This window comes from Caulobacter sp. CCNWLW153 (assembly GCF_036889365.1).
Classification (GTDB): Bacteria; Pseudomonadota; Alphaproteobacteria; order Caulobacterales; family Caulobacteraceae; genus Caulobacter; species Caulobacter radicis.
This window is the reverse complement of sequence record NZ_JBAKFV010000008.1, coordinates 117,854-138,414: the sequence shown is the minus strand read 5'-3', so window position 1 is coordinate 138,414 and position 20,561 is coordinate 117,854. Positions and strand designations below refer to the sequence as shown.

The window sequence follows — 20,561 nt, the reverse complement described above, 5'->3', positions numbered from 1 at the left end:
GATCGGGTCGAGGCGTCAGTTCGGAAACTGCGCCTGGTCCTTGCCGTGCAGTTCGGGCCGATAGGGACCGGCCGGCAGACCGTGCCCCGGCACGCCGGCCGCGAGGGCGTTGGCTTGCATGGTCAGCGGCATGTAGTTCGGCGCCCCCTTCTCGAGCGCGGCCGTGACGGCGGCGGCGATCAGATCAGCCAGCGGATTGCCGCTGGAATTGCCCTGAGGCGAGTAGGCCATGGTCTGGGTGTCCTCCCAGACGGTCGCCCCCGTCTTGCAGCTCTTCAGCGCGTAGTCGAACTTCACGGTCGTGGTGGTCTTCAGCACGACGTACTTTGAATCCCACTGCTGGATGGTCACGAACAGCACGGTGTCGCACCCGAACAGCGAGCCCAGGCGACGCGGATCGGCGCCGTGCACCAGGCCGGCGTCCGACAGACCGTCGGTTTCCAGCACCTTCTTCACCATGTGGGCCGGGAAGACGTAGTAGCCGCGCTCGGCGAACGGCCGGCTGATCGTCGACAGGAAGAACTCCGGCGCGGTGACGCTGACGGTGTTGTTGAGCGTAGGCACCACCAGAATGCTGCGCGGATTCTCCGAGCGGAAGGTCGCGTAGTTCTTCGGCTTGGGCGGGGTGACGCAGGCGGCCAGCGAAGCGGCGACGCCGGCCAGGGCCAGCAGGCGAAGGGTTTTCTTCAGGCTGATCACGACTTGACCTCCGCCGTCTGGGTCATGGCCTTGGCCCGCTCGATGACGTTGGTCATGAACGGCCTGGCTTCGGGGAAGCGGCGCATCTCCTCCTCGAACAGCGGCACGGCGCGGGCCGTGTCCCCGTCCTCGAGATAGAGATAGCCCAGTTCGGCCAGCAGGCCTGGGGCCACGCGGTCGGTCTGACGGCCCTTGGCGATCGCGGTTTCCAGCGTCTGGCGATAGCCGGGACGGCGATCGGGCTTCTTGACGTAGGTGTAGAGCGCGCCTTCGTAGCCGCCCCACTCGAAGCGGGCGGGCGTGGCGCACGCGCCCAGCGAAAGAACCGCCGAAGCCACCAGGCCCCAGCTTGCGATCTTGCGGATCATCGTGAGATCTCCACGGCGACCTTGGATCCGGCGCCGACATAGATGTCCTTGTCGAAGACGACGCCGCCCGCTCCACGGACGACGACGCGATGCTTGCCCGGCGCCACCGGGTAGACGGCCTTCTTGCCGTCGAACACGACCGCCTGGCCGGCGGGCGCGCCATCGACTTCCAGCACGGCGCCGGCGGGAGCGAACCGCACGTAGAGGCCGCTGGCGGCCGCGCCCTGCTCGACGGTCGAGACAGGGTAGGCGCAGCCGGCGAGGGCCAGCGCCAGGGCGATGGGAGCGAGAATCCTCATCAGCGGGCCTCCACGACGAGCAGGGTTTTCGGGTCGCCGGCGACGGCGCCGTCGACGACGCGGGCGATGGCCCCTTCCGAAGCGCTGTCGTCGCCGAAGAACGACACCACCTCGAGGGTGGCGATCGGCTGGCCCGGAAGGCGGATCGGCAGGCCCGTCTGGGCGCTGGTCAGGGTCTCGCCGCGGGTTTCCAGCTTGAGGCGATCACCCACCTTCAGCCCCTGGCTGGGACCGCCGGAGATGAACACCTGGGCCCCGCGCACCTGCAGCACGTCGCTGAACCAGCGGCGCTCCTCCAGCTTCTGCAGGACGTTGGTCATCAGGTCGGAGATGGCCGCCGAGATGGCCTTGTCGTTCAGGGTCGAGTCGTAGCCGGCTTTGGAACCGAAGCCCGCGACCTCGCCGACCTCGACGCTCGCCGAACCCGTACCCTTGGTGCTGAAGAAGGCGTGGCCCGTGCGGACGTCGACCAGCCGCACCTCGACGGTGGCGCTGGCGATCTGGCGCATTTTCGAATTCAGGAAGCCGGACTTGCCCTCGACCTTCCGCCCGAACTCGGTGACCGAGCCGACGACGAGAGCGTCGACGCCGACCAGCTTGCCGTCGACGCCCGCGGCCTGCTGCTCACGCTGCAGACCGTCGAGATCGCCGCGGTCGAAGACGATGAACTTGCCGGAATCGACCAGGCGGCTGGTCAGCATGTCGGACGCCTGGTCCGCCAGCGGATCACGCTCGGCGTCGAGCAGGAGCGCCTTGCCGTAGCGCGTCGTGTTGGTGAAACGGCCGATCGCGATCTTGCGCTTCAAAAGCGGCTGATTTGCCGCCACGGCGGGTCGCTCCGCGTCCTGCGCGAACGCAGCACACGGCCCTGCGATGACCGTCAGCGCGGCCACCGCATACAATAGTCTCATGATTGCCCCCAAACTTGACCGTGCAGGCGTGCCACGCCTGCCGGAAAAGTCAATCCAAAGAAGAGTTTTCTGGCGCGGATACCGCTTTGATTGCTCCCGCGTCCTGGAGCGCCTTGATGAAGGCCGGATCCCCGAACAGGGCGTCAAGCGCGTCGGCCATGGCCGCGCTCAGGGCGGCCGCCGCGTTCTTTCCGCTGGCGACCTGCACGGGTTTGCGAGCCTTGCCCCTGAGCTCCCGCGCATAGAGGGGCTGGCCGGCCCCGGGCGCTACGGTGACGAGAAGCTCGACCTTGCCGTCGGCCCTTCCGGCCATGAAGCCATTGGTGAAGGTGTTGTAGAAGGTGGCGACCTTCACCTCGATCCTCGCGCCGCCCTCGGCGAGATCGTAGCCACGGCTTCGGAGCTCGACGAGAAGGCTCTCGCGCACGACGTCCGTCACCTCGCCCTCGAGACGAATGGCGGCCATCTCGGCGTTGTAGCCGTTGATCTTGGTCGAGATGCGCTCTCGATGTTCAGTGCGCGCATCGACGGCGACGACGGCGACCCTGATCGCATCGGCGCCGGGAACGACGACGGCGCCGGAGGCCGTGTAGGAAATCGGGACGACGTCTTCCACGAGGGCGCAGGCGCCCAAGCTCAGGCAAAGCCCGAAGGCTGCGAAGATCCTCAAGCGCTCCCCCCGGAATGCACTAAGGCCAAGCTGGCCTGGCGCGATCTTCCAGAGAAATACAACCTGGAGTCAATAAGAAAGAACGAGACTACTCCGCCGCGATCGCCTTGGCGTCCTTGGCGGCCTGCAGTTCGGCGGCCTTCTTCTCAACGAGCTCGACGATGTGGTCGATCATCCCCTCGTTGGACTGCTTGTGGTCGGGCTTGCCGGCCATGTAGACCATGCCCGCGCCGGCCCCGCCGCCGGTAAAGCCGATGTCGGTCATCAGGGCCTCGCCCGGACCGTTGACCACGCAGCCGATGATCGACAGCGACATCGGCGTCGAGATGTGGGCCAGGCGCTCTTCCAGCGTCTCCACCGTCTTGATGACGTTGAAGCCCTGACGGGCGCAGGACGGGCAGGCGATGATGTTGACGCCGCGGTGGCGCAGGCCCAGCGACTTCAGGATGTCGAAGCCGACCTTGATCTCCTCGACAGGGTCCGCGGCAAGGGAAACACGGATCGTGTCGCCGATGCCGGCCCACAGCATCGAGCCCATGCCGATGGCGCTCTTGACCGTGCCGGTGCGCAGGGCCCCGGCCTCGGTGACGCCCAGGTGCAACGGGCAATCGATGGCCTCAGCCAGCTGCTGGTAGGCCGCCACGGTCAGGAACGGGTCGGACGCCTTCACCGAGATCTTGAACTCGTGGAAGTCATGGTCCTGCAGGATCTTGGCGTGGTTGAGGGCGCTTTCGACCATCGCCTCGGGGCACGGCTCGCCGTAGCGTTCCAGCAGTTCCCGCTCCAGCGAACCGGCGTTGACGCCGATGCGGATCGAGCAGCCGTGGTCGCGGGCGGCGTTGACCACGTCGCGCACGCGGTCGGGGCTGCCGATGTTGCCCGGATTGATCCGCAGGCAGGCCGCGCCGGCCTTGGCCGCCTCGATGCCGCGCTTGTAGTGGAAGTGGATGTCGGCCACGAGCGGGACCTTCGCCTCGCGGGCGATGATCTTGAAGGCCTCGGTGCTTTCGACGTCGGGGCAGCTGACGCGCACGATGTCGGCGCCGGCCTCTTCCAGCTGACGGATCTGATTCAGCGTCGCGGCGGCGTCGCTGGTCAGGGTGTTGGTCATCGACTGCACCGAGATCGGCGCATCGCCGCCCACCTCGACACTGCCGACGCGGATCTTCCGCGACTTGCGACGCTCGATCATGCGCCAGGGACGGACGTGGGTGTGGTCTGCGGCCATGGCGCCAATCTAAGGGGTTTGGCGAAGGAACCCAAGGGCGTCACGGAAGCTTCGTGACGCCGCTCGGGAAGGATCGGTGGAAAGGATCAGCGGCGGGGCGTCGTCGCGGTCGCCGGGGCGACGGCGGGCTTGCCCGGCGCGGGCGCGGCGGCGGGCGCCGGCGCCAGCTTCGACAGCTGGGTCTGCGGGGCCGACAGGCGGCCGGTCAGCACCCCGCCCGTGAACACGTCGATCGAGGTCGGCTCGGAGACGTCGGCGACCAGACCGGGCGTGCGAGGAATGCGGAAGGCGTCGCCGGTCGACAGCCAGCGCGTGAAATAGACCGATCCGTCGGCGCCGCGCACGGTCAGCGAGGTCGACTTGCGGGCCTGCAGGATCACGCCGGCCGAGTCGGTCGGGGCCGCACCGTACATCGCGCCCTTGCCCTTGAACGGCGCGCCGAGGTTGGCGATCGCCTCCGGGGCGGCCTGGGCCTCGGCTTCCTTGCGGGCCTTGGCGGCGGCGGCCACGGCGTCGGCCGAACCGCCGGCGGCGGCGGCGGCCTCGAGACCGGGGGTCACATAGGGCGCGGGCGTGGTCGATTCGGCCGGGGCCGGCAGCGGCGCGCCGAGCGAAACGGCGCCGCCGGCCTGGGCCGGAACGGAGGTCGCCGGCGCGGCGGGCGCGGCCTGCGAGGCCACCTGGGCCTTGGGCTCGGCGTCGTGGGTCATGGCGCGCTGGGCGACGTTCCACAGCACGATGGCCCCGCCGACCAGCAGGCCGCCGGCCAGCAGCAGGCCAAGGCGCGGGTCGCGCTGGCGATGCACGCCGATCGGCGCGCGCAGCGGCTCGGCGTCGTCGTGGGCTTCGAGCTTGAAGCGGGCCACGGCCGCCTCGGGGTCCAGTCGCAGCAGGCCGGCCACGGCCTTGATGTAGCCGATGGTGAACGGGCGCGAGGGCAGCTCGTCCAGGCGCATGTCCTCCAGCGCCTCGACATAGGCCTGGCGGATGCGCGTGGCGTCGGCCACGTCCTGCAAGGTCATGCCATGGAACAGGCGGGCGGCGCGCAAGGCCTCGCCCAGGTCGACGCCATGGTCGACCGACGGCTGCGCCGGCGGCGCGGCCGTGTCGTCACGATCGCCTTCGGCGACCAGACTCAGATGGCTCACCGTGCCCGTGTCGAGCGGCATGACGAACAGATCACCCCAGAAAATTCGCGTCGCACGAGAGTCCGACCGATTTGCGCCGACGCTAGCCGGCATTCGTTAACATTCAATTGTGGATATCAAAGTAAGTGGCCGGATTCAATGAGCTAAACTTAGCCGCAAGGTTAACCGGCCATCAGTCTAGACGGCGACATAGAGCTTCCGGGCCAAGGTTTCGATCTCGCCCCGCAAGCTGCCGCCAGAGCCCTTCAGCAGGGCCTCGACATTGCGCCGGGCCGCTTCGCGATCGCACGACAGCACCATCTGCTTGACCGGTCCGATGCCGGCCGGCGGCATCGACAAACGGTCGAAACCCAAGGCCACCAAGGCGAAAGCCTCGAGCGGACGCCCCGCCATCTCGCCGCACACCGACACCTGGGTGCCCGTGTCCTCGCAGGCCTGCTGGATGGTCTTCAGCGCCCGCAAGGCCGCCGGCGACAGCGGGTCGTAGCGGTCCGACACCCGCGGATTGCCCCGGTCGGCGGCGAACAGGTACTGCATCAGGTCGTTGGTGCCGACCGACACGAAGTCGGTCATCGGCAGCAGCGCGTCCAAATGCCACAGAAGCGAGGGGGCTTCGACCATCGCCCCGACGTCGAGGCGCGCGGGCGCGGGCCGGCCGCGCTTCAGGGCCCAGGCCACCTCCTGGTCGACGAAGGCGCGGGCGGCGCGGAACTCGTCCACATTGGCCACCAGCGGGAACATGATCCGCAGCTCGCGGCCGTTGGCGGCCTTGATCAGGGCCCGGATCTGAAGGCGCAGCAGGGCCGGACGGTCCAGCCCCATGCGCACGGCGCGCCAGCCCAGGGCCGGATTGTCCTCGCGCTCAAGCTCCATGTACGGCAGCAGCTTGTCGCCGCCCAGGTCGAGCGTGCGGAAGGTCACGGGCATGCCGTCGGCCGCCTCCAGCACCTTCTCGTACAGCGTCGTCTGGGCCTCCAGCCGCGGCATCTCCTCGGCGACCATGAACTGGAACTCGGTGCGGAACAGGCCGATGCCCTCCGCCCCGGTCTCGCCCAGGATGTCGAGATCGACGGCCAGCCCCGCGTTCATCAGCAGGGTGATCTTGGAGCCGTCGCGGGTGAAGGCCGGCGTGTCGCGCAGGCGGGCGAACTCGGCCTTGCGCTGGGCGCGGACCTCCATCCGGGCCTTCAGCGCCTTGACCACGTCTGGGCGCGGCCGCAGCCAGGCCTCGGCGGTTTCGGCGTCGACCACCACGGGGTCGCCCTCGCTGACCCGGTCGCGCAGGCCGGCCAGGCGGCCGACGCACGGGATGTCCAGCGCCCGGGCCACGATGCCGGCGTGGCTGGCGGCCGAGCCTTCCTCGAGCAGTATGCCCTTCAGCTTGGTGCGGTCGTATTCCAGCAGGTCGGCCGGGCCCAGGTTGCGGGCGATCAGGATCGCGTCCTCGGGCAGCTGGCGCACGGCGTGGACGTCGCCCGACAGGTGGCGCAGCAACCGGTCGTTCAGGTCTTCCAGGTCGTGCAGGCGCTCGCGCAGATAGGGGTCGCGGGCCTGGCCAAGGCGGGCGCGATGCTCCGAACGCACCCGCTCGACCGCCGCCTCGGCGGTCAGGCCCGAGCGCACGGCCTCCTGCAAGCCGCGGTTCCAGCCCCGGTCATGGGCGAACAGGCGGTAGGTCTCGAGCACCTCGTACGACGCGCCGACCAGGCCGTGCTGGCCCTCCAGCATCTCGTCGATCTGGGTTTGCAGGGCCTCGATGGCGTAGGAGAGCCGGGCCTCCTCGGCCAGGGCGTCGTCCGACAGCAGTTGCTCGGGGGCCACCGGCTGCTCGTGCAGCACCGCCACGCCGTAAGCCAGGCCCTCGGCGAAGCGCGAGCCCTTCAGCCGCTCGGGCTTGTGCGGGGCCAGCTCGACGTCCTTGAGCTCGTCGGCGCCCAGCAGCTCGCTGGAACTGACCATCTCGGCCAGCACCATGGCGATGATCTGAAGGTCCTCGACCTCCTCGTCCTCGTAGACCCGCTCGGTGCGGTTCTGGACGACGAGTACGCCGATCGCCCGGCCGCCGCGCAGCAGCGGCACGGCCAGGAAGGCGTGATAGGGGTCTTCCCCCGTTTCCGGACGATAAGAGAATTGCGGGTGGCTGGCGGCGTCCGACAGGTTCAGCGGCCGGCCCAGGCGCATGGTCTCGCCGACCAGGCCTTCGCCCGGCTTCATGCGGGTGACGTGGACGGCGTCGCGTGACAGGCCTTCGGTGGCGAACAGTTCCAGGTCGCCCGAGGCGCGGCGCAGATAGATAGAGCAGACTTCGGCCACCATCGAGATGGCGATGGTGCGCACCACCATGTCGAGCTTGGCCTGGGCGGGTCCGCCGCCGGCCATGGCCTCGCGAATCTGGCGAAGCAGGCTTCTGGGTCCTCGAACGGCGATGCCGGGGCCTGCCATGTCGCCTGTCGTGCGCTCCCTTGGTTCCGACGTGTCGAAGCACGTCGTCCTCTCATCGGCGCTATAGCAGATTTCGCGCGCCGCACAGTGCGCGAGCACGGTTTTCCTTTACCTAAGGACGCAAAAAACGCCGCCCCTCCGGAAAGGGGCGGCGCCTTGCCTAGCTTGTCAGCGGTGAAGCTTAGCGACGCTGACCGTAGTAGTCGTAGCCGGTGTTGTAGCGATCGCCCTGGTAGCGACGGTTGTCGCGGCGGTCGTAGCGGTCATAGCCGTAGCGGTTGTCGCTGTAGTACGGGCGACGGTTGTCGTAGCGGCTGCTGTAGCGGTGATGACGCTTGTCGGTGGCGGTGGCCGCGCCGAGGGCGCCGCCGGCCAGGGCGCCGACCGCGATCGCGCCGCCGTCGCCGTCGCCCAGCATGGCGCCGGCCGCGCCGCCCAGGACAGCGCCCAGGATCGCGCGCTCGGTCTTGTTGCTCTTGCGGTCGCCGGCGAAGGCGGCCGAGGCGGGCAGGACCAGGGCGCCGGCGATGGCGGCGCTGATGGCGATCTTGCTGAACTTACCGAAGGTCTTCATGGCATTTGCTCCTTGTTCCAGAAGCGTCGCCAATCCCGAGGGCGGCGCTGTTGATGGCCTTTATGAGCCTCGCCGTTTGAACCCAGTCTGAACGCGCCTGTTCATGTTCGCGTCAGGTTTTTGTCCTGTTCTCACCCGTAAAATCCCCGCTTTCGCGGGGATTTTACGGATGGATGCCCCTACTCCCCCGCGTGCGCCGCCACCGGCCTATGCAGCCGCACCGACCAGATCACGCCGGCCAGCATCAGCACGATCGCCGCGCCCTCCAGCAGATGCGGCCAGCGGCCCTCGTGCAGGAAGCCGTAGAGCAGCGCGAACAGGGTCTCGAACACGATCAGCTGCCCCGACAGCGACAGCGGCAGCACGCGGCTGGCGGCGTTCCATAGGCCGTTGCCGATCACCGAAGCGCCGATGGCGACGGCGAAGCTGACCAGCCAGAACCAGGTCCAGGCGGCCGGCGGATGGGTCTTGCCACCGAGCATGAAGGCCGGGGCCACCAGCACCAGCGACAGCAGGCCCGTGGCCAGGCCCGTCAGCAGCGACCATTCGTGGCTGTTGAACTTGGGCGTGGCGGCCAGGCGGCGGGCGTTCCAGACGGCGTAGGCGGTCCACACCGCCAGGGCCAGGGTCGCGCCCAGCACGCCGAGGATCAGCTTGCTGGCCGGCGCGCCCGACGGCGCGGTGAACACCGCCACGTTGATGCAGACGCCGCCGGCGATGATCAGGGCCAGCGGCCCAGCCAAGGCCCGCAGGGGCGCGCCCTCCCCTTTGCGCGCGCCGGCCAGGGTGATGGTCACGGGCAGCAGGCCGATGATCAGCGAGGCCAAGGCGACGCCCGCCGTCTGCACGGCGACGGCCAGGCCCACATAGTAGACGAGGTTGCCCAGCAGGCTCAGCAGGGCCAGGTCGCGCCAGTCGCGGCCGTCCATGCGCGCCATGACCGACTTCCAGGTCGGGGCCAGCAGCACGGCGGCGGCCAGGCCGTAGGCGATGTAGCGCCCCGCCGTCATCTGCAACGGCGTGAAGGCGTCCAAGAGCTTCGGGGCCAGGAACACCCCGCCCCACAGCGCGCCGGCGACGAGGCCGTAGACAAGACCGAGCAGGAGGTTCCGGGGACTGATCATGGCCCGGACCTAGCAGGCGCGCGCGGCGCTGGCTTTGGCGAAAACTCCCGAAGATCGGGCGCGAACTACCATTCCGTTGCTCTCCGCCACAGCCCAGCTAAGCTCCCCGTCGAGCCCACGCAACCGAGCCGCGATCATGGCCCCATCCACCGACACGCCCGCCCCAAAGGCCAGCCCGGAAGACCTCTGGGCCGATCGCCTGAACGGCCTGATGCTGACCCTGCTGGGCGTGGCCTTCCTCGCCGGACTGGCGTTCTTCGGATGGTTCAAGATCGCGGGTCCGGGGCGGGGCAACACCGACCAGGACGTCTTCCCCTGGGCGTCCGCCCCGCTCGCCTTCGCCGCCATGGTCGGCCTGTTCATGATCGTCCGCGGCGCCAGGCATCTCTACAGGAGCTTCCGCGCCTAGCGCCGCCCCTTGCGCCAGGCCGCGGGCGTGACGCCCAGCACCGTCTTCATTCGCCGGGTCAGCGTGCTCTGGTCGCCGTGGCCGGTGCGGACGGCGATCTCGGCGACCGAAAGGGTTGGATCGTCCAGCAACTGCTGCGCCGCGCGCAGCCGCGCATCGGTCAGGGCCGCGTGCGGGGTCGCGCCATAGGCGGCGGCGAAACGGTCGAAGAAGCGGCTCTGGCTCATGCCTGCCTCGGCCGCCAGGTCGCGGACGGTCAGCGGCTGGTGATAGCGGGTCTCGATCATCGCCGCGGCGCGGGCCAGGCGCGGGTCGACGGCGACCGGACCGCTCGACAGGCCGCGCAGCAGGAGCGGCGTCCACAGGCCCGCGACCCCGTCGTCGATCCCGCCCGGCGCCTCGCCCGACAGGAAGCACAGCAGGCCCCGCACCGGACTGGTGACGCTGGCGAACGGCTTTTCGCGCAGGCGCTCGAACGGCGCCATCAGGGCGGCGCCGATGTCGGCCACCACGAACAGGTTCTCGCCGTCGGCGGCGCAGACGTGGCGCGCGCCCGGCGGGATCACCGCGGCGCTGCCCGGATCGACCCGGCCGCCCTTGCCGTCGATCTCGATCTCCAGCACGCCGCGACGCGGCAGCACGATCTGGTCGAAGTCGTGGGCGTGCGAGATCGCCTCGACGCTGTAGCGGCGGAAGGAAAGCTCTGCGGGGGCGGTCAGGTCGTGGCCCATGGTGGTGTTGTAGCGCCGGAAACGAATGTGTCCCACCGCCGCGATGACACAAAATCCCGCCCTCCCTAGGCCTCGTGCCCAGGGCCCATGGTCACGCCAGGCTGTACGCGACCGGACACGCTCCGCACGCGTGGTCACCAAGGGCGTTTATTTCAGAAGCGGCTGAACGATGGATCCTGGGCACGAGGCCCAGGAAAGCAAAAATGGGGTCAGCCGTGCCCGGGCAGGGCCAGGGGCTCCTCGGCGTCCATGACCAGGCGGCGGGCCTGCTGCAAGGCCGCGTCGATGTCGGATTCGATGAACTCGACCTGCAGGTCGGTCAGCGGATGGGGCGCGGCGATGACGTTGCGCAGGTAGTCGCGCTTTTCCGGCTCGGTCATGGTCCACCAGCCGACGGTGTGGCCTTCCTCGATCACGGCGTCGCCCATGGCCAGGAGGTCGTCGGTGTCGAAGATCGGCTGGCCGGGCTTTTCGGGGAACCACTGGCCGTCGTCGGGCAGGGCCTGGTCCAGCTGGCGCAGCAGGGCCGCCAGCCACGGGCTGATCAGCAGCGGTTTCTCGTAGCCGTCGCCGAACTTGGCGCGCAGCAGCAGGTCGTAGAGCAGCTCGAGCCCGGCGTCGCCGTGGAAGGTCACCGTCTTGGCGGCGGGATCGAACTTGAAGACGTCGGGCATGGGACTCTCGAAGGCTGGTGCGCCTTCCATAACGTCAGAGCACGACGTTTAGGCAACGATCGGCTCCCTCGAACCGCACGGGTTTGAGGGAGCCGGGATCCTTACAGCTGGTCCAGGCCGTACACGGCGTGCAGGGCGCGAACGGCCAGTTCGGTGTAGGCCGCGTCGATCAGGACCGAGATCTTGATCTCCGAGGTCGAGATGACCTGGATGTTGATGTTCTTTTCGGCCAGGGCCGCGAACATCGACTGGGCGACGCCGGCGTGCGAACGCATGCCCACGCCGATCACCGACACCTTGGCCACGTCCTCGTTGACGGCCACGTCCTCGAAGCCGATCTCGGCCTGGGCGCCGCGGACGATCTCCAGGGCCCGCGTGGCGTCACGCTTGCCGACGGTGAACTCCATGTTGGCGGTGTCGGCGCTGCGGGCGCGCGACTGCACGATCATGTCGACATTGACGTTGGCGTCGGCCAGGCGGCCGAAGATGGCCGAGGACACGCCCGGATGGTCGGGCAGGCCCAGCAGGGTGATCTTGGCTTCGTCGCGGCTGTAGGCGACGCCCGAGACGATGCGCTTTTCCATGATTTCTTCCTCGTCGCAGACGATCGTACCTTGGCCCGGGGCTTCGCCCGGCTCGACGAAACTCGACAGCACCCGCACCGGGACGCGATGGGCCATGGCCATCTCGACCGAACGGGTCTGCAGCACCTTGGCCCCCAGCGAGGCCATTTCCAGCATCTCTTCGTAGCTGATTTTGGCCAGGCGCTTGGCCTTGCTCTCGATCCGGGGGTCGGTGGTGTAGACCCCGTCCACGTCGGTGTAGATGTCGCAGGCACCCTTCACCGCGGCGGCGATGGCCACGGCGCTGGTGTCCGAACCGCCACGGCCCAGCGTGGTGATGCGCTGCTTGGACGTCACGCCCTGGAAGCCGGCGATGACGGCGATCTCGCCGTCCGCGAAGCAGGCTTCGAGGTTCTCCGGCGGGATCTCCTCGATCCGGGCGCGGCCATGGGCCTCGTCGGTGATGATCGGCACCTGCCAGCCCAGGAACGAACGGGCCTTGTGGCCCATGTTGCGCAGGGTCATGGCCAGCAGGCCGGCGGTCACCTGCTCGCCCGACGCCACGACGGCGTCGTACTCGTCGTCAGACTCCCGCAGGCCCGCGGCGGCGCGGCCGGCTCCGTCCGTCCAGGCGACCAGTTCGTTGGTCTTGCCCGACATGGCGGAAACGACGACGGCGACCTGCTTGCCCGTGGCGACTTCCGCGGCGACCAGGCGCGCCACCCGGCGGATGCGCTCCAGGTCGGCCACCGAGGTGCCGCCGAACTTCATCACCAGACGTGACACGTCTCTAAATCCTCGAACCAAAGCGGTTTTTTCTTGCGCCTTCGCGGCCGGAACCCGTCCTTCCGCGCAAGCCCGCGCCTTCTAGCGGGGCCTCGGCGCAACGGCAATGTCGCCGATGTGTCTTTTTTCTCGCAGCATGGCGCGAAAAATTGGCCGTGCTAGATACCGGGCCATGACCAGCGCCGCCCCCGACACCGCAGGAAGCACGCCCAACTGGAGCATCGACCCCGCCGACGTGGCGCGGTTCTCGGCGATCGCCGCCGAATGGTGGGACCCCAAGGGAAAGTTCGCGCCGCTGCACGTGTTCAATCCCTGCCGGCTGGCCTTCATCAGGGAGCAGGCGCTGGAGCGCTTCGGCCGCGACGGCAACGACCGCGCGCCGTTCGAGGGCCTGTCCCTGATCGACATCGGCTGCGGCGGCGGCCTGCTGTCCGAGCCGATGGCTCGCTTGGGCTTTTCGGTCACGGCCATCGACGCCTCGGAGAACAACATCAAGACCGCCGCGGCCCACGCCGCCGAGCAGGGTCTTTCGATCGGCTATCGCCCCGCCACCGCCGAGCAGTTGCTGGCCGAGGGCGCGGGCCCGTTCGACGTCGTCCTGACCATGGAGGTCATCGAGCACGTGGCCGATCCGGGCGCCTTCCTGCGCACCTGCGCCCAGTTGCTCAAGCCCGGCGGCCTGATGATCGTCGCTACCCTCAACCGCACGCTGAAGGCCCTGGCGTTCGCCAAGATCGGCGCGGAGTACGTCCTGCGCTGGGTGCCGCCCGGCACCCACGAGTGGAAGCAGTTCCTCAAGCCCGAGGAGCTTCGCGCCTTCCTGGCCGGCGAACCGGTCGAGATGCATGGCCCGTTCGGCGTGGCCTACAATCCGCTGACCGGTCGCTGGAGCCGCTCCACCGACGTCGACATCAACTACATGATGACGGTCACCAAACCGGCGGCGTGACGCAGAACGCGGTTCGCGGTATGTTTCCTGCCGTTATGACCAAGTTCGAGACCATCGAGATCGAAAGCCGGGTCGTAGACCATGTCCGCAAGCTCGCGCGAAAGCGTGGCGGCAGCTTATCGGAGGCCATCGACGCGGCGGTGCTCGCCACCTTGGAGCGGGATCGGGCGAACCAATCGGCCGCGCCCTTGGTGGATCTCGACGAGGTCGCCCGAATAGCGGCCCGATTCCGAGCCCTTCCCGAACGTGCGCCCATGCCGTCCGACGCCGACTTCTACGACGCCGACGGCCTGCCACTTTGATCGCCGTCGACGCCTCCGCGATCGTCGCCATACTGCTGGGCGAGCCGGAGGCCGCCGCATTCACCGCCAGGCTTCATGCCGAACAGGACGGCCGCATGATGTCGGCGTCAACTATTGGGAAGTGTTGGCCAAGGCCGAGGTCTCCAGGGGCGAGACCGGACGGCAGGAAGCGGAACACCTCCTTCAAGCGCTGCGGATCGAGATCCATCCCGCTGACGCCGAACAGACTCGGCTCGCCATCGAGGCCTTCGTTCGTTTCGGCCGCCATACACCCGCCAAGCTGAACCTCGGCGACTGCTTCGCCTACGCCCTGGCAGCGACCCACGGCGGCGGAGCGCTGCTCTACAAGGGTGAGGACTTCGCGCGCACCGACCTGAAGTCCGAGCTGAAAGAGGCTTGACCCCGCGCAGCCGCAAGCCAACCTCCGGCTGTAACCTTCGGAGCACCCGCCATGTCCGTCCTGCTGATCGCCCTCGCCGCCGCCCTGCCCTCGCTGGCCGGGGATTTCGACGGCGACGGCAAGGTCGACCAGGCCCGGCTGGAGCCGCGCGGCGGGGCCCATGTGCTGGTGGTCGAGCGCGGCGCGGCGCCGGGCAAGCCGGAAACCATCACCCTGGTGGCCGACGCCGCCGGCTTCTTCATCGCCGCCCAGCCGCCGGGAACCTATCCCACGACCTGCGCCAAGGACGTCGGCGCGCCCTGCGCCGCCGACGAGCCGCGCAAGGTCGAGCTGAAGGCCCCTGCCCTGTCGTTCGGAACCGAGGAAGCTTCGCTGGCCGTCGCGGTCTGGACGGGCGAGCGCTTCGCCGTCACGTGGCTGAACGACTGATACGGCCGCTTTCGGGAACCTTGGCCTTCGCCGCGACTTATTCCGCCGCAGGGACTTTGAACCCGAGCCGGCGTCTTGTGGGGCGGGACGCCGGCTCGTTCGTCGGAACGGAGACTTCCCCATGACTTCCCGCCGCATGGCTTGGCTGATGGCCGGCGCCGTCGCCATCAGCACGGCCGCGCCAGCGCTGGCCCAGGACGCCGGCTACCAGCAGCAGCTGCGCACCTACGAGGAGCAGCGCTCGTCCTACGAGGCCCGCCGGGCCGACTACGACAGCCGCCAGGCCCAGTACGACGCCGACCGCGCCGCCTACGAACGCGCCCGCAGCGATTACGACCGCCGCTATGGCTCTGGCGCCTATGACCGTCGCTATCCGGACGAGGCTCGCCGCTGGCGCACGCCCGCCTATCCGACCAGCAACGACTATTACGGCGAGCAGCGCCAGTTCGAGGCCGATCGCGCCGCCTACGAGCGGGCCCGCGACCGCTACGACACCCGCAACGGCCGCGGCGCCTATGATCGCCGCTATCCCGACGAAGCCCGCCGCTTCGACACCAGCGGCTACGACAACCGAAACTCGGCCGACTACGACGCCCAGCGCCGCCAGTGGGAGTCCGACCGCGCCGCTTACGAGCGGGCCCGCGACGATTACGACCGCCGCTACGGCCGCGGCGCCTATGACCGTCGCTACCCGACCGAGGCCGGACGCTGGGACGACGGCCCGCCTCCGCCCGCCTATGCTGGCGGTTCTGGCCTGTCGGGCGGCTATACCGACCCGTGCCGCGACGACGCCAAGCGCAACGCCACCGCCGGCGGCGTGATCGGCGCCCTGGCCGGCGCGGTGATCGGCTCCAACGTCGCCGCCCGCAACGCCCGCACCGAGGGCGCCGTGCTCGGGGCCCTGGCCGGCGCGGGCGTCGGCGCGGCGATCGGCAACTCGGCCGCCAAGGCCCGCTGCGACACCCGCGGCCAGTACTGGTCGTACGAGGACACCGTGCCCTATCGCGAAAGCGCCGAGTATCGCGACCGGGCCGGCGGCTATTCGGAATGGAACCGCTACAGCGAGCGCAAATGCCGCCTGGCCCCGGCCCAGACCGAGTACCAGGGCCGCAACGAGACCCGCTATGTCCGCGTCTGCCCCGACAACGACAACCGCTACCGTCTCGAAGGCTGACGCCAAAGCCGAGCTCCGCGTCGGGCGCCCGACATAGAACCGACACGGAGCTTCGGCGTTATCTCCCGCAAGGGACACGAACACACGCTCTCAAACGGAGGTCGCCATGCGCGCCCAAATGAAAACTCTCGTCGTCGCGGTGGGCCTCGCCTTCGCCGCGTCCACCGTCGCCGTCACCGCCGCCGAGGCCCAGCAGCGCCGCGAACGCGTGCTCGTCTGCAAGAGCACCAAGAAGGCGCGCAACAAGGGCACGGTGATCGGCGGCCTGACTGGCGGCACGCTCGGCGCGGCCGTGGCCGGCAACGGCGCCAAGACCGAGGGCGCGATCCTCGGCGGCGTGGTCGGCGCGGTGGCCGGCAACCAGATCGCCAAGAAGAACTCCAAGAAGAACTGCCACTACGAGTACCGCTACCGCTAAGCGGACTCGCTGCTCGGTCGGATGGCCCGTCCCCTCGCGGGGGCGGGCCTTTTTCGTGCGCGCTTGAACGATGCGGCCAGCACGGCCGAGGCCGCATCGTTCAAGCCCCGCGGCGCGCGGCCCATCATGGTCTGGCGACCCTGCCGCGAGGAGCACGACCATGGCCGAGAGCCTGACCATCCAGACCGACGACGGAAGCTTCCAGGCCCTGGTCTTCCGCCCCGACACGCCCGGCCCGGCGCCGGTCGTCGTGGTCGTGCAGGAGATCTTCGGCGTCAACGCCGGCATCCGCCTGATCGCGGCCGAATACGCCGTGCAGGGCTTCATCGCCGTCTGCCCCGACCTCTTCTGGCGGGTCGAGCCGGGCCTCTCGATGTCGGAGAACCTCGAGGAGAACTGGAAGAAGGCCATCGACATCTACAGCGCCTATGACTTCGACCAGGGCGCGGCCGACGTGCTCAAGACGGTGGAGGCCGCCCGCGGCATCGAAGGCGGCAACGGCAAGGTCGGCCTGACCGGCTACTGCCTGGGCGGCCTGATGACCTTCCTCGGCGCGGCCCGCGGCGCGCCTGACGCGGCGGTGGCCTATTACGGCGGCGGCACCGAGCGCTATGTCGGCGAAGCGGACGGCGTTAAGGCCCCGCTCCTCATGCACCTGGCCGGCGAGGACGAATTCATCGGCCCCGAGGCCCGCGCGGCCATCGTCGAGGCCCTGGCCGGCCGCCCCAATGTCGAGGTCCACGTCTATCCGGGCCGCAACCACGCCTTCGCCCGTCCCGGCGGCAACCACTACGACAAGGCCGACGCCGAGACCGCCAACGGCCGCACCCTGGCGTTCTTCAAGGAGAAGCTGGGTTAGGCGGCCCTCTTAGTCGTCACCCCGGAAAGCGCGCAGCGCTTTTCCGGGATGACGACCCTTTGGTTGATTGGAGAAGCCCTCAGTTCACCTCGGTCTTCTTCGGCGGCGCGGGCGGCAGGGCGGCGACCTTGACGCCGTCCTCCAGCAGGGCCTTGACCTCCTTGGGCGAGGCCTCGCCGTAGATGCCGCGCTCCTCGGACTTGCCCTCATGGATGTCGCGGGCCTCCTTGGCGAAACGGTCGCCGACATAGTCGAAGTTCTCCTCGACCTCGCGGCGCACCTCGCTCATGGCGGTCATCATCATCTCGCGCATGCGGACGTCGGGCTCGGGGGCCGAACGCTGGGCCTTCGTGCCGGCCACGGCCGGGGCCATGATCTGCTTGCGCACGCCGGTCGAGCCGCACACCGGGCATTCGACGAGGCCGCGGGCGGCCTGGTCGTCATAGTCGCCCGACGAGCCGAACCAGCCTTCGAACTCGTGCGCGTGGTCACAGGCGAGCGCGTACTTGATCATGATCCTGATATGGGGTCAGGGACCCGTGAACGCACGGGCGTTGGCCAGGACCGGGATGGCCGCGCGGGCCTTGTCGGCGGCGGAAAGATCAAGGTCGGCGATCAGCACGCCTGGCTCGTCGTGGTCAAGCTTGCCAAGCACCTCGCCCCACGGGCCGATGGCGATCGAGCGGCCCCAGGTGCCTCGCCCGTCCTCATGGAAGCCGCCTTGCGCGGCGGCGATCACGAACGAGCCGGTCTCAATGGCCCGGGCGCGCAGCAGCACCTCCCAGTGGGCCTCGCCGGTGGGCCGGGTGAAGGCGGCCGGGGCGGTGATCACCTTGGCCCCCGCCAGCGCCAGGGCCCGATGCAGGGCCGGAAAGCGCATGTCGTAGCAGATGGTCAGGCCCGTCGGCCCCATCGAGGTATCAACCACCACCGCCCGGTCGCCGGGCGTGTAGACGGCCGACTCCCTGGCCGTCTCGCCGGTCGGCAGTTGCACGTCGAACATGTGCAGCTTGTCATAGGTCGCCACGATCGCGCCCGTGGGGTCGATCACGGCTTGGCGGTTGGCGGCTTTTCCGTCTTCGCGCAGCACCAGGGCCGAGCCGACATCGATCCAGACCCCGTACTCGCGCGCCAGCGCCTGCAGCCCGCGCACCACCACGTCGTCCTCCAGGGGGACGAGGGTGGGCAGCAGCTTCTCCTTGTCCTTCTGCAAAACGTTGACGGCTTCGGGCGTCAGGATGAACTGCGCGCCAGCCTCGGCGGCCTGGCGGACCAGCGGCGCCACATGATCGAGCGCCGCGGCCTGGGTCGCGGGGGTGCGCGTCTGGACGAGACCGACTCGGACGGTCGTCATGCGGCCAGCAGCGGATCCAGCCGGCCCTCGCGCTCGAGCGCCATCATGTCGTCGCAGCCGCCGATGTGCTGCTCGCCCACGAAGATCTGCGGGAAGGTGTTGCGACCCGAGCGGTCCATCATTTCCTGACGCAGCTTGGGGTCCATGCCGGCTTCGATCTCGGTGAAGTCGGCGCCCTTGTCGTTGAGCAGCTTCAGGGCGCGGGCGCAGTAGCCGCAGAAGGGACGGGTGTAGATGGTGACCTTGGCCATTTCGGTTCCAAAGGGTTGGATTCCCGCCCTCATATAGGACGGCTTCGCATTTCTGTAACGCGCGCGACGACGGTCAGGTCGACAGCCGACGCTCCGGCCGCCAGCAGCGCCCGCGCGCAGCCCTCGGCGGTGGCTCCCGTGGTCAGCACGTCGTCGACCAGCAGCACCCGTTTTCCCTCGACCAGAGGCCGCTTGCGGTCGGGCACGGCGAAGGCGGCGGCGACGTTGCGGCGACGGCCGTCGGCCGACTTGCCGCCCTGGCTGGCGGTGTCGCGTTTTCGGATCAGGGCGTCGGCCAGATAGGGCCGCCCCGCCGCACGGGCCAGGGGCCGGGCGATCTCGGCGGCCTGGTTGTAGCGGCGACGCAGCAGGCGCGAGCGGTGCATCGGCACTGGAAGCACCACATCGGCCTCTTCCAGCAGGTCGAACGCGGCGCGCGAGATCCAGCGGGCGAACAGGCCCGACAGGTCGGTGCGGTCGGCGTGCTTCAGCTTCAGCACGAGGTCGCGGGAATGTTCGTCATAGAGGCAGGCGGCCCTGGCCCGCGCGAAGGCCCTGGGCCGCGCCAGGCACAGCGCGCACCGCGGCTCGCCCTGGTCGAAGGGAAACGGCGCGCCGCAGCCGTCGCAGACTGGTCCGTCGAGGAAGGCGATGCGGCTCCAGGCGCCGGCCGCAAGGCCCGAGGTCAGGGCCGGCTCGCCGTCGAAGGCGCGTGGCGGCAGGACCAGGTCGAGCAGGCCTCTTCCGAGCCCGAACAGACGTGGACCGGGTTTCCATCGGAGGAAGGAATCGCCATGTTCCGCCCGCATGACCAGTTCGCCCCTCCTTTTCGACCGCGACCTCCTCCGAGCCCGCCTCGACCGCGCCGCGCCGCACTTCGGCCAGGCCGGCTTCCTCAAGGCGCGGGCCGCGGGTGACGCGGTCATGCGGCTGGAGGCGATCCTGCGGGAGTTTCCGGTCGCCGTCGATCTCGGAAGCCGAGACGGCGCTTTCCGGGCGGCGCTGTCGGAAAGCGACGCCGCCGGCAAGATCGGCCTCTTGATCGACACCGACCTGTCGGCCCGCATGCTGGCCGGGCGTGGCGGCGCCACCGTGGTCGCCGACGAAGAGCGCCTGCCGTTCGGCGACGAGACGCTGGATCTCGTGGTCTCGACCCTCGCCCTGCACTGGACCAACGACCTGGTGGGCGCCCTGATCCAGATCCGCCGGGCCCTCAGGCCCGACGGCCTCTTCATCGGGGCCCTGTTCGGCGGCGCCACCCTGACCGAGCTTCGCCAGTCGCTGATGGCGGCCGAGGACGAAATCTCGGGCGGCGTCTCCATGCGTGTCTCGCCCTTCGCCGACACGGTGGACGCGGCGGGCCTGCTGCAACGCGCCGGCTTCACCCTGCCGGTGGCCGACATCGATCGCGTCAAGGTGCGCTACGCCCACCCGATCGCCCTGCTGCAGGACCTGCGCCGCATGGGCGAGACCAGCGTGCTGCTCGACCGCTCGCGCAAGCCCCTGACCCGCAAGCTGCTGTTCCGGGCGCTGGAGATCTACCGGGAGCGCTTCGCCGAGGCCGACGGCCGCGTGCCCGCCACCTTCGAGATCGTCACCGCCACCGGCTGGGCCCCGCACGACAGCCAGCAGAAGCCCCTGCGCCCAGGCTCGGCCAAGATGCGGCTGGCCGATGCGCTGGGGGTGAAGGAGCAGCCGGCGGGCGACAAGGCGGGGTAAGCGATCCTCCCCCTGAAGGGGGAGGTGTCGGCGAAGCCGACGGAGGGGGAAAGTCAGTGACGACCTTCCGACGCCCCGAA

Annotated in this window: 26 protein-coding genes; 9 read left to right on the top strand and 17 right to left on the bottom strand. The window is 69.3% G+C overall.

The window, feature by feature from the left end; genetic code table 11:
- Positions 1-15: 15 nt before the first annotated feature.
- The 10 genes from V6S85_RS14190 to V6S85_RS14145 all read right to left on the bottom strand — a co-directional run bounded on the left by V6S85_RS14190 (position 16) and on the right by V6S85_RS14145 (position 9,463).
- A complete protein-coding gene (locus V6S85_RS14190; protein WP_243410672.1) occupies positions 16-699 on the bottom strand; it encodes a DUF799 domain-containing protein in 684 nt (227 codons plus the stop codon).
- Positions 696-1,067, bottom strand: a complete 372-nt coding sequence (locus tag V6S85_RS14185; protein WP_334349300.1) for a DUF4810 domain-containing protein — start codon at positions 1,065-1,067, stop codon at positions 696-698. Before V6S85_RS14185 ends, V6S85_RS14190 begins: the two co-directional genes overlap by 4 nt.
- Entirely contained in the window at positions 1,064-1,366 is a 303-nt protein-coding gene (locus V6S85_RS14180; protein ID WP_334349299.1) for a hypothetical protein, read from the bottom strand. Before V6S85_RS14180 ends, V6S85_RS14185 begins: the two co-directional genes overlap by 4 nt.
- Positions 1,366-2,193, bottom strand: a complete 828-nt coding sequence (locus tag V6S85_RS14175; protein WP_207780810.1) for a CsgG/HfaB family protein — start codon at positions 2,191-2,193, stop codon at positions 1,366-1,368. The genes V6S85_RS14180 and V6S85_RS14175 overlap by 1 nt, the downstream gene beginning before the upstream one ends.
- 133 nt (positions 2,194-2,326) lie before the next feature.
- Positions 2,327-2,911, bottom strand: a complete 585-nt coding sequence (locus tag V6S85_RS14170; RefSeq protein WP_334349298.1) for a YajG family lipoprotein — start codon at positions 2,909-2,911, stop codon at positions 2,327-2,329.
- 124 nt (positions 2,912-3,035) lie between these two features.
- The gene (ispG, locus tag V6S85_RS14165) at positions 3,036-4,175 is read right to left on the bottom strand and encodes a flavodoxin-dependent (E)-4-hydroxy-3-methylbut-2-enyl-diphosphate synthase (RefSeq protein WP_116569831.1); all 1,140 of its coding nucleotides are present in this window, start codon (positions 4,173-4,175) and stop codon (positions 3,036-3,038) included.
- Positions 4,176-4,261: 86 nt separating this feature from the next.
- Positions 4,262-5,344 (bottom strand): helix-turn-helix domain-containing protein, encoded by a 1,083-nt coding sequence (locus tag V6S85_RS14160; protein ID WP_116569830.1) that lies wholly within the window; start codon positions 5,342-5,344, stop codon positions 4,262-4,264.
- Positions 5,345-5,500: 156 nt separating this feature from the next.
- Complete coding sequence (gene ptsP / locus V6S85_RS14155) at positions 5,501-7,765, bottom strand: phosphoenolpyruvate--protein phosphotransferase (RefSeq protein WP_101715050.1); 2,265 nt, start codon at positions 7,763-7,765, stop codon at positions 5,501-5,503.
- Positions 7,766-7,946: 181 nt separating this feature from the next.
- Positions 7,947-8,339 (bottom strand): hypothetical protein, encoded by a 393-nt coding sequence (locus V6S85_RS14150; RefSeq protein ID WP_116569829.1) that lies wholly within the window; start codon positions 8,337-8,339, stop codon positions 7,947-7,949.
- A gap of 179 nt (positions 8,340-8,518) precedes the next feature.
- The gene (locus tag V6S85_RS14145) at positions 8,519-9,463 is read right to left on the bottom strand and encodes a DMT family transporter (protein ID WP_334349295.1); all 945 of its coding nucleotides are present in this window, start codon (positions 9,461-9,463) and stop codon (positions 8,519-8,521) included.
- A gap of 136 nt (positions 9,464-9,599) precedes the next feature.
- Between V6S85_RS14145 and V6S85_RS14140 the strand changes: the two genes are divergently transcribed.
- Positions 9,600-9,872, top strand: coding sequence for a hypothetical protein (locus V6S85_RS14140; RefSeq protein WP_116569827.1), 273 nt, complete (start codon positions 9,600-9,602; stop codon positions 9,870-9,872).
- On the opposite strand, the gene V6S85_RS14135 is transcribed toward V6S85_RS14140, so the two are convergent.
- The 3 genes from V6S85_RS14135 to V6S85_RS14125 form a co-directional block, all read right to left on the bottom strand.
- Positions 9,869-10,639 carry an AraC family transcriptional regulator gene (locus V6S85_RS14135; protein ID WP_334349294.1) on the bottom strand — a complete coding sequence of 257 codons (771 nt, stop codon included), beginning with the start codon at positions 10,637-10,639 and terminating at the stop codon, positions 9,869-9,871. The two genes, V6S85_RS14140 and V6S85_RS14135, sit on opposite strands and share 4 nt — an antisense overlap.
- 173 nt (positions 10,640-10,812) lie before the next feature.
- Positions 10,813-11,277: a hypothetical protein gene (locus tag V6S85_RS14130; RefSeq protein ID WP_101715045.1), complete on the bottom strand. Its 465-nt coding sequence runs from the start codon at positions 11,275-11,277 to the stop codon at positions 10,813-10,815.
- A 101-nt stretch (positions 11,278-11,378) separates the two neighbouring features.
- Positions 11,379-12,626: an aspartate kinase gene (locus tag V6S85_RS14125; protein ID WP_116569826.1), complete on the bottom strand. Its 1,248-nt coding sequence runs from the start codon at positions 12,624-12,626 to the stop codon at positions 11,379-11,381.
- A gap of 172 nt (positions 12,627-12,798) precedes the next feature.
- Between V6S85_RS14125 and ubiG the strand changes: the two genes are divergently transcribed.
- From ubiG to V6S85_RS14090, 7 genes are all read left to right on the top strand, one after another.
- Positions 12,799-13,575, top strand: coding sequence for a bifunctional 2-polyprenyl-6-hydroxyphenol methylase/3-demethylubiquinol 3-O-methyltransferase UbiG (gene ubiG, locus V6S85_RS14120; protein WP_334349292.1), 777 nt, complete (start codon positions 12,799-12,801; stop codon positions 13,573-13,575).
- A 35-nt stretch (positions 13,576-13,610) separates the two neighbouring features.
- Entirely contained in the window at positions 13,611-13,877 is a 267-nt protein-coding gene (locus V6S85_RS14115) for a type II toxin-antitoxin system VapB family antitoxin (protein ID WP_334349291.1), read from the top strand.
- Positions 13,822-14,277 (top strand): type II toxin-antitoxin system VapC family toxin, encoded by a 456-nt coding sequence (locus tag V6S85_RS14110; protein WP_334349290.1) that lies wholly within the window; start codon positions 13,822-13,824, stop codon positions 14,275-14,277. The genes V6S85_RS14115 and V6S85_RS14110 overlap by 56 nt, the downstream gene beginning before the upstream one ends.
- Positions 14,278-14,328: 51 nt before the next feature.
- On the top strand, positions 14,329-14,706 hold the full coding sequence (locus tag V6S85_RS14105; protein WP_334349289.1) for a hypothetical protein: 378 nt from the start codon (positions 14,329-14,331) through the stop codon (positions 14,704-14,706).
- Positions 14,707-14,827: 121 nt separating this feature from the next.
- A complete protein-coding gene (locus tag V6S85_RS14100; RefSeq protein WP_334349288.1) occupies positions 14,828-15,880 on the top strand; it encodes a glycine zipper 2TM domain-containing protein in 1,053 nt (350 codons plus the stop codon).
- A gap of 106 nt (positions 15,881-15,986) precedes the next feature.
- Entirely contained in the window at positions 15,987-16,298 is a 312-nt protein-coding gene (locus V6S85_RS14095) for a glycine zipper 2TM domain-containing protein (RefSeq protein ID WP_116487838.1), read from the top strand.
- 160 nt (positions 16,299-16,458) lie between these two features.
- The gene (locus tag V6S85_RS14090) at positions 16,459-17,157 is read left to right on the top strand and encodes a dienelactone hydrolase family protein (RefSeq protein ID WP_334349287.1); all 699 of its coding nucleotides are present in this window, start codon (positions 16,459-16,461) and stop codon (positions 17,155-17,157) included.
- 79 nt (positions 17,158-17,236) lie between these two features.
- On the opposite strand, the gene V6S85_RS14085 is transcribed toward V6S85_RS14090, so the two are convergent.
- From V6S85_RS14085 to V6S85_RS14070, 4 genes are read right to left on the bottom strand one after another with little or no spacing between them, the layout of a single operon-like run.
- Entirely contained in the window at positions 17,237-17,671 is a 435-nt protein-coding gene (locus V6S85_RS14085; protein ID WP_334349286.1) for a DUF1178 family protein, read from the bottom strand.
- Between the two features lie 15 nt (positions 17,672-17,686).
- Positions 17,687-18,511, bottom strand: a complete 825-nt coding sequence (locus V6S85_RS14080) for a carbon-nitrogen hydrolase family protein (RefSeq protein WP_334349284.1) — start codon at positions 18,509-18,511, stop codon at positions 17,687-17,689.
- Positions 18,508-18,762 (bottom strand): glutaredoxin 3, encoded by a 255-nt coding sequence (grxC, locus tag V6S85_RS14075; protein WP_116569817.1) that lies wholly within the window; start codon positions 18,760-18,762, stop codon positions 18,508-18,510. Before grxC ends, V6S85_RS14080 begins: the two co-directional genes overlap by 4 nt.
- Positions 18,763-18,791: 29 nt before the next feature.
- Positions 18,792-19,571, bottom strand: a complete 780-nt coding sequence (locus V6S85_RS14070; protein WP_116569816.1) for a ComF family protein — start codon at positions 19,569-19,571, stop codon at positions 18,792-18,794.
- On the opposite strand from V6S85_RS14070, the gene V6S85_RS14065 reads away from it, so the two are divergent.
- A complete protein-coding gene (locus tag V6S85_RS14065) occupies positions 19,570-20,481 on the top strand; it encodes a methyltransferase domain-containing protein (protein WP_334349283.1) in 912 nt (303 codons plus the stop codon). The two genes, V6S85_RS14070 and V6S85_RS14065, sit on opposite strands and share 2 nt — an antisense overlap.
- The last annotated feature ends 80 nt before the right edge of the window (positions 20,482-20,561 follow it).